The organism is Vicinamibacteria bacterium (assembly GCA_035620555.1).
GTDB lineage: Bacteria > Acidobacteriota > Vicinamibacteria > Marinacidobacterales > SMYC01 > DASPGQ01.
Map to the genome: position 1 here is coordinate 1 of DASPGQ010000166.1, position 10661 is coordinate 10661.

5 protein-coding genes are annotated in these 10661 nt (G+C 63.7%); 3 read left to right on the forward strand and 2 right to left on the reverse strand.

All coding sequences use genetic code 11. The features are described from left to right. Positions 1–44: 44 nt before the first annotated feature. Positions 45–2378, reverse strand: coding sequence for a penicillin-binding protein 1C (gene pbpC / locus VEK15_06355; GenBank protein ID HXV60298.1), 2334 nt, complete (start codon positions 2376–2378; stop codon positions 45–47). Further along, positions 2375–7924: an MG2 domain-containing protein gene (locus tag VEK15_06360; GenBank protein HXV60299.1), complete on the reverse strand. Its 5550-nt coding sequence runs from the start codon at positions 7922–7924 to the stop codon at positions 2375–2377. Before VEK15_06360 ends, pbpC begins: the two co-directional genes overlap by 4 nt. Here VEK15_06360 and VEK15_06365 point away from each other — a divergent pair. The 3 genes from VEK15_06365 to VEK15_06375 all read left to right on the forward strand — a co-directional run. Further along, positions 7890–8255: a hypothetical protein gene (locus VEK15_06365; GenBank protein ID HXV60300.1), complete on the forward strand. Its 366-nt coding sequence runs from the start codon at positions 7890–7892 to the stop codon at positions 8253–8255. The two genes, VEK15_06360 and VEK15_06365, sit on opposite strands and share 35 nt — an antisense overlap. A 15-nt stretch (positions 8256–8270) precedes the next feature. After that, positions 8271–8933, forward strand: coding sequence for a Uma2 family endonuclease (locus VEK15_06370; protein ID HXV60301.1), 663 nt, complete (start codon positions 8271–8273; stop codon positions 8931–8933). 236 nt (positions 8934–9169) lie between these two features. Continuing rightward, positions 9170–10661 (forward strand): amidohydrolase family protein (locus tag VEK15_06375; protein HXV60302.1); only part of this gene is annotated, 1492 nt, incomplete at its 3' end.

Consider the following 10661-nt stretch of genomic DNA (forward strand, 5'->3'; position numbering starts at 1 on the left):
CTCCTATTTCTTACGAATTGCCCATCCCCTTTCTCGGGACGAGCTCAATTCCCCCTTCCGAGGACCTCGAAGCGTCGCGACAGCCGATTGCCCGCCGCATCGACGACGGTGACCTGGTGCCAGCCGGGCTCCATGTCGAGCGCTTGCTGATGAAACGTGCGGGTCGTGCCGAGATAGCCGTCGTCGAGGTGCCAGTGGAGGGTGGCGTCGGGGTCGCGGTGCACGGCCTCGAAGACCGTCCGTCCCTTGTTGCCCGAGAGCTCGAGCGGGATATAGAGCCGTGTTCCCGCGTGGGGGTAGAGGAAATCGATGGGACCTCCGCCGTCACTCGCCACCATCGCCGTCCGGCAGTCGTTTCGATAGGGCGGCAGAGGCCGATAGTCCGCGTGATACCTTCGGAAATAGAACTCCTGATTCGGCGGGAGCACGAACCACGAACGATGCATCATGGCGCTCGGGGATTCGCACGCGCTGTCGACGCGGAAGCGGCCGCTGGGGTCGAGATGGATCCGTCGATGGTAAGGGCTCTGCCGCTCGAAATGAGCCTCGGCGGGGGCCCATTGGCGCTCGGTCTCGCAGCCTCCCGAAGCGAGAAAACCGTCGCTCTTGCAGACGTCGAGCTCTTTCATGAACCGGTAAGGCGGCATGAACCAGGAGTCGTTGTCGAGCCGGCCGAACACGTCGAAGAGTACGGGTGCGGCGGCGGTCGCGCCGGTGAGACCGGGGCGGCCTTCACCGTTGGCGTTACCGACCCACACGCCCACGGTGTAACGATTCGTGGTTCCGACGGCCCAACCATCGCGGAGCCCGAAGCTCGTTCCCGTCTTCCAGGCGATGGGTCGCGCGCTCGTGAAGCTTCTCCAGTGGCCCTCGTCTCCGGGGCGAGCCACTTCGACGAGTGCTTTGAGCGTCAACCACGCGGCGCCGGGTCCGATCTCCGCCACTTTGCCCGTGGCATCCTCCTCACCTTGCAGTAGGCGCAACCTCCGTTGCTGCGGTCGTGCTCGCTGCTGGCGTGCGATGTGGGCGAGGTTCGCGTACATCGAGGTGATGTCCCAGAGCGTGCCTTCCGCGCCTCCGAGGATGAGCGTCAGGCCGTAGCCCTCGGGCTCGCGCCACAGCGTCGTCATGCCGAAACCCTCGAGAGAATCGTAGAAGCGGTTCACGCCGTGATGTTTCAACATGTGCACCGCAGGGACGTTCAGGGATTGGGCGAGTGCGACCTCGGCGGGCACGGCGCCGCGATACGCGCGGTCGAAGTTCTCGGGCATGTAGCCCGCGTATTGCACGGGAACGTCGGGAACGAGAGTCGTCGAGAGGATCTCGCCCGCCTGGATCATCGATGCGAAGAGAAACGGCTTGAGGATGCTGCCGGTGCTGCGGGGCCTTTGAATCACGTCCACGGCATAACCGCGATCCTCTTCGACCGACCATTCGGTGTTCCCCACGTAGGCGAGGACCTCGAAGCTCTGGTTGTCGACCACGAGAACGGCGACGTTGTCGATTCCCTGCGAGCCCAAACGTTCTCCCAGCCTTGAGACGATCCGCTGCACGGCGTCCTGGAGAGACGCGGACAGGGTGCTCTCGAAGCGGTGCCGGCGCGTTTCGCTCGAAAGTGTGGCGAGAAGATGAGGCGCCTTTCGTGGGAGAGGGTGCGGATGTAAGGGTAGGGGTTCCCGGAGAGCAAGCGCGAGCTCCAGCGCGTCGATCCGGCCCGCCGCGTTCAGCCGGGTGAGAAGCGCGTTTCTCTTCCTCTCGAGCGTCTCTCGGTTTTTTCCCGGATGGACGAGCGTAGGGGCGTTCGGGAGAACCGCGAGTGTTGCGGCCTCGGCCCAGGAAAGCGAGCCCGGGGGCCGTCCGAAATAGCGCCAGGCCGCCGCCTCGAGCCCGACGACGTTGCCACCGAAGGGAGCGTGGCTCGCCCAGAGGGCAAGGATGTCGTCCTTGTCGTAGCGCAGCTCGAGACGAAGAGCGAGGATCGCCTCGACCAGCTTCTCCAGATACGTTCGGTCCCGATTGCTCCGTGCCAGTCGAATGACCTGCATCGTGAGCGTGCTGCCGCCGCTCACGACGCGGCCGCGGGATAGGTTCAGGTGCATGGCGCGGGCGATGGCGAGGGGGTCGACGCCCGGATGAGAGAAGAAACGCTTGTCCTCGTACGTCGTGATGGCCCAGCGGAGCTTCTCGGGCACGGAAGGGATCGGAGGAAAGCGCCACTGGTCATCGTCCGCGATTCTCGCTCCGAGCAAGAGACCGTCCCGGTCGAGGAGAACCACGGAGGTCGGCTCTTCGAAGAGAGGCTCGGGAAGGCATCGCCAGAACCCCGCGGCCGAGAGGGCGGCGAGCCCGGCCAAGGCAAACCGCAGGCGACGTTTCATCGCTCCGCCACGAGAACCCACTGACCCTTGGTGCGGGCGTTCTTGGAAGCGTCGTACATCGCCTCGACGAGCACGCCGGGCAGGTAGAAGCGACCGAGATAAGCTGCCGTCAGCCTCGTGGTGAATGTCTTCGACTCGCCGGCGTTGAGCCCGAAGTAGCGATAGACGCGGTCGTCACGGATGTCCTCGTAATCGAGCGAGGATTCGGCCCGGGCCTCGGGATCGACGAGTCGCGTGTTGTGGATCTCCCAGCCCGAAGGCATGACCTCGGAGAGCGCGATATTTTCGATCTTCGCTCCCGTGCCGTTTCGGACGCTCAGATGCGCCACGAAGTCCTCTCCCTGACCGAGTCGGCCGACGTCGACCGGGTCGCCGCTGGCATTCGTATATCGAACGTCGACGCTGAGCCCGGACGAGATGGCGTCTTCTTCGCCGGCACGGGGAGTTCCGGTGACGAAGAGGCTGGCGAAAAGTCTCCGACTCGAAGTGTTCTCGATGACGACGGGGCCTCCGCTTTCGGCAATGGCGTCGAGATCGGTGGTGTAAATCGGCGACGACATCGTCACCGCATGCGGCCCCGAAGTGCCTTCGGTGTACTCGAATGTGGGCAGGGTCGAGTCGACGCTTCCCGCGAACTTCGCCATCGCCAGGAGTCCGAACGACAAAGCGTGCGTGCTGTGCCAGCGGCCGGAGGACAGGTCGGCGGAGACGAGATCGACGAAATCCTTCGACTCCGCGTCTCGCTTCAAGGCGATCATCGCGCCCAGGATCATGGCCCGGTCGCGCAAGCCGGAGGCGAACGTTCCATTCGGCTGGACGTCTTCGGGAACGAAACCACGGTCGCCTCGTACGATGTCGTTGGCGGCGTCCATCAAGCCAGAGAGCGCGTAGGCGGAAGCGAGCTGCCAGCGAGCCACCGACGACAATCCGGTACGCTCGCGCAGCCGGTTCATCGCACCCAGTTCGGGCTGCCCCGCGAGCGCCAGCGTGTAGAGGCGATAGGCCTGATCGAGAGTGGAGCTCTGTCTTTCGTCCGTCCAGGACTGCGCCGCCGACTTCTGGAAGCGGATCCAATCCGAGAGCATCTCCGCGGGAACGTGGTGGCCGAGCCGATCCGCCTCGACGAGGAAATGTCCCACGTAGCTCGTGGACCAGGAGCTCCGTGCGTCCGCGCCGTTTTCACCCCAGAAGCCTCCCGGCCAGTAGACGAACCCCCCGGTGGGAACTTGAAAGCCGCGAAGCCTTCGGATCCCCGCTTCGATGTTGACGTCGATGTCTTTCGCCCGTTCGGGCTCCAGCTTCAGGAGGGTCGTGAGAAAGAGTTGGGGGAAAACGGCCGAGACCGTCTGCTCGAGGCAGCCATGAGGGTAGCGCACGAGATAGTGGAGGTGTCTTTCGAGATCGAGGGGAGGCATGGATGCGATCTCGAGCTTCGCCGAGTTCGTCCCCGGAAGTCCGTGGGGCGTCAAATTGATCTCGAAGCTCTCCCCGGCCTCGAGGAGCTTCCGTTCGGTGCGGGTCGACGGGGGGTTGGGGCTTCGGATCTCGAGGTTCACCTCGGCCTCGGCGCGATGACCTCCCCCCGAAGCCGAGAAACGAATCGTGCTCATGCCGAGATCGCTGCGCGCTCGCAGGCGCACGAAGCCGAGCTTCTCGTCGGGCTCGGAAAAGGCGACGTTCGTGAACGAGGCGCCATCCACCTCGAAGTGGGCGTCGGGATGGACCTCGAGGCGAACGTCCCGGATCGAAGGATCCATGACGAATAGAGAAACGGGTACCGAAAGCTCCTCGTCGGGACTGACGACTCGAGGCAGCGTCGGGAGCAGCATGAGCGGTTTCCGCACGAAGACCGATTTCTCGCCTGAACCGTAAGCTCCGTCCTTGCCCGCGACCACCATGACGCGCACCGAGCCGACGTACTGGGGAAGATCGAACCGATGATCGTTTTTCTTCCCCCGAGCGAGCTCGAACGGACCGAGAAAGGTGACGACGGGGGGAAACCGCCTTCGCTCACGATCCTCGTTGCGAATATCGCTCGCCATGTCACCGCCGAGAGCCAGGAGTCGTTCCAGCTCCCCTCCATAGGCTCCCACCACGTCGTCGAAGAGATCCCACGTCATCACCCCTAGAGCCTCTTTCTTGTAGAACGCGTCGTGGAGATTCGGGGTCTCGAAGTTCGTCAGGCCGAGAAGCCCTTCGTCTACGACGGCGACCGTGTAGGTCATCGGTCGCCCCCGAGCCTCGGAGACGGCAATCGTGGCAGTCGTCTCGGGAGCCCACTCCACCGGCGCCTCGATCCGAGGCTCGAGAAGAGTCTCGGGATCGTTCACGATGAGAGGGGTGATTCCATACAGCCGGATGGGGCGGTCGTTCTTTTTGCCGGAATGGGGTTGCAAGAGGGTGACGCTCACGTAGGCGTTCGGGCTCATCGCTTTCGTGACCGGTATCTCGATCGCGGGGCTCTCCCCGGAAAGCTCCATCCAGCGGCGCTCGAGCAGACCCGTTCCGTTCTCGATCGTCACGAGCGCCCGGCCGTCGCTCGCCTCGGGAAGCTGGATTCTCGCGGTCTCACCGACGTCGTACTGCTTCTTGTCGGGAACGAACGCGAGCGCATTCGCCCCCGGGCCGGACTGCTCCATCGCCCGTCCCGCCCACCCGGGCCAGTCGATGTAGAAGACCTGCCCGGCACAGTGTCCGCCCTGGGAGTCGCAAGCGCGCAACAGGTAGCGGCCCCAGGCGGGATATTTGATCTGGAACATCCATGTGCCGGAGCCGTCGGTCGTGGAGGCCTGGCGCGAATCGACGACGCTCTGGTGCTCGGCACTGGCAAACTGCGCGAGCGATTCGCCCGAGCCGTCCCACCACCATTTCCAGCCGATCTTGTAGATAGTGATGTCGATGTCTTTCATCGAAACCGGGTTGCCCTCGGCGTCGAGGCTCGCGATCTCGACGGTGTGGTCGACGTCGGTGAGGAGCATGTTGCGGGTCGCGTCACCCTTGGGGAGCTTGATTCCGACGAAAGCCTCGTAGGGCGAGAAGGGCAGGCTGGTCTGGCTGATGCTGAAAGCGCCGCCGGGCTCGAAGATACGCGACGAGAAGCTCGCGCGCAGCATGCCGGGAGAGTGTCCTTCCAGGTGCAGCTCGCTCGAGACGTTCGCGCGGCCTTCTCCGTCGAGAGCGCCTTCGAAGATGGTCTGGGGCTCGCTCGTGAACTCGCGGGCGGGATCGTCGAAGACGAAGTCGGCGTTCCGATCGAAACGGGTGCGGATGGGAGCGAGCCGGGCCTCGATCTTGGCGTCGAGCTTCGAGGCCTTGGCGCCGCTGAGCCATTGGCCGAACAGGGTCCCGCGGATCGGCATGTCCGCCTTGCGCAGGACTTTCTTGCCGAAGTCCAGCTCGACCTTGAGACGGTTGGGCATGACCGTCTCGATCCTCACGGGAGTCGTGAAGACGTTTCCCCCGAGACGCGCGTGCGCCCGCCATCGGCCCGTCGGGGCATCCTCGTCGGTGCCGAGGGTGAAGGTGTAGAACTCGCCCACGGGCGAGGCGTTGGTACGGCTCTCGATGAGCTGACCCCTGGGGTTGTAGAGCTCCATCGTGACCGGATGGGCCTCCGGGATCGTGCCCGCCTCGTCCTCGAGAACGAAGGTGAGGTGGACGTCGTCCCCCGGCCTCCAGACACCGCGCTCGCCATAGATGTGCCCCTTGATGCCCGATGCGATCTTCTCGCCTCCGACGTCGAAGTGACTCACGGGAAGTGCGGTGCCATCGGAGAGCTTCAAGTAGCCCCGGTCTCCGTCCTTTTCGGCTATCAAGTAGAACGGTTTCGTCTCGGACTCGATCTCCGCGAAACCGTTCGCGTCGGTCGTGGCCGTCAGCAAGAGCTGGTCCTGGAAGCTCATGACCGATAGCTTCGCGGCGCGAAGGGGCTCGGAGGATCGCAGGTCGGTGGCGACGACGACGAACTTCCCGTGCTGATCGCGCTTCGCCAGAAGACCGATATTCGACGAGAGAAAATTCCGCCCGTCGGTCGTACCGTTGGCGTACCGGTAGTAGGCGTCCTTGCACGGATCGTCGCGGTCGCTCCATTGGCTTCCGTCATCGGTGACGCCGTAATAGTCTTCGTAGTAGTCCCAGCTGCTGGCGCTCCGGTGGTCGAGGTCGTCCGCACTGAGCAGTGGCGGCTCGACGAGGCTCGCGGGAGGCGTGTTCTCCGGGCAGGTGTACGTCGAGTCCGCTCTCCGGATGGAAAGCGTGAGTCGATAGATGCCTCCGGGACTCTCAGTGAAGAGCTCGGTGGCGTCCAGGCTGTAGCGGTTCCACTTGTTGGGCTCGGGAGACGAAAGAGGGATCGTCCGGCGCCAGAGGTAACGGCCCACCCGTCCCAGCTCGCGGCCACCGTCGAGAGTGTTGGTTTGCAGGAACTGGCCGACGTTGTCTCCGAAGATGCGAAGGGCGGTCACGGTGACCTCTCGGACGCTCACCGCCTCGAAGGGAATGCTGAGAACCGGGTTGTCGGGGAGAATGACCCCCTTGCCGACGAATCGGACCTGTGGCTTCCGGCTCGAGAAGGCGAGGTTGTGGGTAGAGCTTTCTTCGAGGCGTTCTCCGCCGGCGTTCCGAATACCGGGCTCGAGCGTGAGGACGACATTGCCCGAGACGTACTGGTCGGGGTACAGGCTCAAGATGTTTCCTTCGATGCGGGTGGTGTGGCCCGTCTGGTCGAGACGGACGAGCCCGGACAGGTTCTGCGCCGCATCGAGGTTGTCGGAGAAAAAGACCAGGATCCGGGCTTGCTGGTCCTGAAACGTCTGGACCCTCGTCACCTTGAACTGGTCGCGAGCCGGGATCTCGACGTCGCTCGCGCCGGTGTTATCGACGTCGATAGAGGCCCCGTTCCACGAGACCGTCAGAGGCGTGGCGCTCGCTTGACGCGCGATACCGGATACTTCGAAGTCGTGTCGTTTGCCGTCGGTACTGTGCCGCCAGGTGACCGGAAGAGGCTCGTCCAGATAACGCGCCTCGATGACCTGCTCGGCGCGATCCGCCTCGGACACATCGGCGGTGAGAAGGGCGCCCTTCAGGGTCATGGCGTCGTCGTTCTCGCCGGCAGTAAGGCCTTCGAGCTCGACCTCGAGCTCTTGCTCGATCACTTGAAAGACGAACTCGTAGCTGCCAAGAGAGTCAGGAACGTCCTCGAGAGCTTCGGGCCGCAGGGAGACGCGATAGTAGCGGCCCATTTCGAGGTCGCCCTCGGGCACGAAGACGATCTCCCGCGGGCTCGAGAACGTAGACGCGCCGCGGACCCCAGGGTCGATCTCCAATGCGGCGCGGGCGCTCGCTCCGATCTGCTCGGGGGGGACGACGTCTTGGGTGAACTCCACGCGGATGTGAGCCTTGCGCGAGACGAGCCCCGAGGTATGGGCGCTCACGAAGCTGCTCCAGAGAGGATCGGGAGGATCGAGCTTGGGGCGCTCGCTCTTCGAGCGGCTGCAACCGGAGAGAGTCACGATGATGGACAACACGCCGAGCACGTACCGATTCATGATCGTCCTCCTACTGCTCAATGCCGTGGCGGGACCCGTAATCGATCGTGCCGCCACGGCTCGGGCTGCTTGCGGCGCGGCAAGCGCGCCGGGCTCGCTCCGCTCGCGCAGGCTGGCCGTACTTTTCATCAGCCTGCTTCAGGATCTCAGTAAAATGTGTCGAGACTGTGGTTTCCAAATGGAGTTCCGATCAGTATACGGCATAGAGTGGCTCGGCCGGGAAGGGGTGTACGGCATGGTCGCGGCTGTCAACGCCGAGCAAGCGCGGCCCGACGCTCGCGGCGGACAAACTGAAGCCGCAGAGGACGCGGATTGGGATCGATTGAGCTGAGTTACAATACGGCTCATGAGCACAGCCACCATTCTGGATCGCGATTTCCTCGAGCGACTTCCAGGAAACAGCACGCTCATTCTTCGCGACGTTTCCTGGGACGACTACGAGTCGCTCCTCGCCGCCGTCGGTGAGACGGCGGGGGTCCGCATCTCTTACGACGAGGGCACACTTCAGATCATGACGCTTTCACCCAAACATGAAAGCTACGGCCGCCTCCTGGAAAGACTTGTCGACCGCTTGAGCGTCAGGCTCGGCGTCGAGATCGTCTCCTTCGGCTCATCCACGATCAGACGGAAGGGTCGCAGGAAGGGAACGGAGCCGGATGCCTGCTTCTATGTGCAGTCTGCGCCCGCGATTGGCCCCAGGATCGACCTCGACTTCGATAGGGACCCGCCACCCGATATCGCCGTCGAAATCGACGTCCAGCATGACTCCCTCGGCAAGTTTTCTCTGTATGCCGCCATGGGAGTCCCGGAAATCTGGCGCTACGATGGAGTCGCTCTCACCATGCACCGTCTGGAGGGCGACCACTACGTCCTCGCGCCGGCAAGCATCGCTTTTCCTGTTCTCGACGCCCAAACTCTCACGAGGTTTCTGGGAATCGCGGGCGAAAAGAGCCAGCACGAGATCCTCCTCGCCTTCGAGGAGTGGCTCGGCGCGCTTCCTCGTCAGTAACCCCGGCTCGTCGCCCGCGTCCTCGCTTGGCACGTCGGTTGCCGCGATGCGGTCGAGTCAGAGTCTGCGGCGCAGCTCGTCCATCCCCCGCCCCCCGAGGAGTGAAGCGATCTCTCGGCGACCCGATCCTTGGGTTCGGAGAGCGTCAAAGCAGTGTATGTGTCCGGAAGGCGGTTCCAAATGGAGTTCCGATCAGTATGCGGCATAGAATGGCCCGGTCGAGAAGGGAGGTGCTCATGAGAAACTTGGCCTTCTTGTGTCTCGTGGTTCTGATCGCGGCGACGGCGCAAGCACAGAGGCGCGACATGCAGGTCGTTCTTCCCGATCCCATTCCCATGGGAACGACGCGAGGCGAGTCGGTGGCGCGACTGGTCGTCAGAAATGCGACCGTAGTCAGTGGTCGGGGATCGCCGCGTACGAACCGAGCGATGCCGCCCGAGGGGCCGGTCGACATCGTCATCGAGAACGGTCGGATCGTGAACATGATTCCCGTCGATCCGGTGAACGCCGCCGGCTATCGAGAAGGACAGCGCCAGTCTTCCGGGGATCGTGAGATCGATGCTAGCGGGATGTATGTCATTCCCGGGCTCGTGGACATGCACGTCCATTTGAGACCGAACGGGGGAGAGCTCGGCGAGCGAGCGCTCGAGTACCAGTATCTTCTATATATGGGGCACGGTGTGACGACCCTGCGCGATGCCGGCACGGGCGCGGGGATCGAGAGGATGACCGAGGAGCGCCGCCGATCCGCGGCCAATGAGATCGTCGCCCCGCGTCTGATTCTCTGCCAGCGCTGGCCGCTTCCCCTGAGACAGTGGGATGTGGGGCATACGCCCGAGTCGGCCCGTGAGATGGTACGGCGTTTCCACGAGCTCGGCGCCGACTGCGTCAAAGTCTCCAAGAGTCCGGGCCATTATCCCGACGTGCTGCGGGCGATCGTCGAAGAGGGAGAGACGCTCGGACTCTCAGTCATGGTGGACCTCAAGGTGTCGGAAACGGACGCGGTGACCGCGTCGCTCTCGGGTGTCCGGAGTATCGAGCACTGGTACGGAGTGCCGGACGCCGCGCTTCCGCACACGCAGAATTTTCCCGAAGACTACAACTACTGGGACGAGCTCGACCGCTTTCGCTGGGCGGGCGCTCTCTGGGCCGAAGCCGCGCAGTACCCCGAAGCGCTCTCGGAGGTCATCGACACGATGATCGCCAACGGAACGAACTGGGATCCGACGATGGTGGTCTATGAGGCCAATCGGGATCTCGCGAGAGCGCGAACGTTCCCCTGGCTCGAGACCTTGGGACACCCGGCCGCGGTCCGAGGCCTCTGGCCGGACCCCTCCACCCACGGTGCCTACCATACCGAGTGGAAGACCTCCGACGAGGTGCGCTGGAAGGAGAATTTCGCGATCTGGATGCGCTACGTGAAGGAATTTCACGAAAAGGGTGGCCTCCTGACGGCGGGGAGCGACACGAGCCCCTGGGGCGGTATCGCGCTCATCCGGGAGCTGGAGTTGCTGCAAGAAGCCGGCCTTCATCCGATCGACGTCATCCGCGTCGCGACGACCAACGCCTATCAGGCGCTCGGGCTAGACGAGCATTGCGGCATCCGCGTCGGTTGCGTGGCGGATCTCGTCGTGGTGAACGGGAACCCCATCGACAACCTCAAGGTGCTCTACGGTTTCGGCTATGGCTTCTACGGGATCGTCGATCCGAGTGAGCAATGGAAGCAGG

What these genes read in the sequence shown, in the direction of transcription:
- pbpC (HXV60298.1), bottom strand. Translation starts at nt 2,378, where the DNA reads ATGAAACGTCGCCTGCGGTTTGCCTTGGCCGGGCTCGCCGCCCTCTCG.
- VEK15_06365 (HXV60300.1), top strand. Translation starts at nt 7,890, where the DNA reads ATGATGGACAACACGCCGAGCACGTACCGATTCATGATCGTCCTCCTA.
- VEK15_06360 (HXV60299.1), bottom strand. Translation starts at nt 7,924, where the DNA reads ATGAATCGGTACGTGCTCGGCGTGTTGTCCATCATCGTGACTCTCTCC.
- VEK15_06370 (HXV60301.1), top strand. Translation starts at nt 8,271, where the DNA reads ATGAGCACAGCCACCATTCTGGATCGCGATTTCCTCGAGCGACTTCCA.